Below are 216 nucleotides of genomic sequence, written 5' to 3'. Positions count from 1 at the left end.
CAACTTCTCAAGATTGCAAAACGTGGCGGCGTGACCGCAGTGGAGGCAGTGCATGCATGGCGCAATGCACTGACGGGTGCCCCCCTGAACCTGACCCCGGAGCAGGTGGTGGCCATCGCCAGCAATAGCGGTGGCAAGCAGGCGCTGGAGACGGTGCAGGCGCTGTTGCCGGTGCTGTGCCAGGCCCATGGCCTGACCCCGGAGCAGGTGGTGGCC

Annotated in this window: 1 protein-coding gene; it reads left to right on the top strand. The window is 66.2% G+C overall.

What is annotated here, in order from left to right; genetic code table 11:
• The coding region (locus tag F7R02_RS26255; protein WP_151210393.1) for a TAL effector repeat-containing protein at positions 1-216 on the top strand (216 nt) is incomplete at both ends.

The organism is Xanthomonas cissicola (assembly GCF_008801575.1).
GTDB classification, from domain to species: domain Bacteria; phylum Pseudomonadota; class Gammaproteobacteria; order Xanthomonadales; family Xanthomonadaceae; genus Xanthomonas; species Xanthomonas cissicola.
Note: the sequence above shows the minus strand (reverse complement) of the source record. Positions and strands in the feature narration are given on the sequence as shown.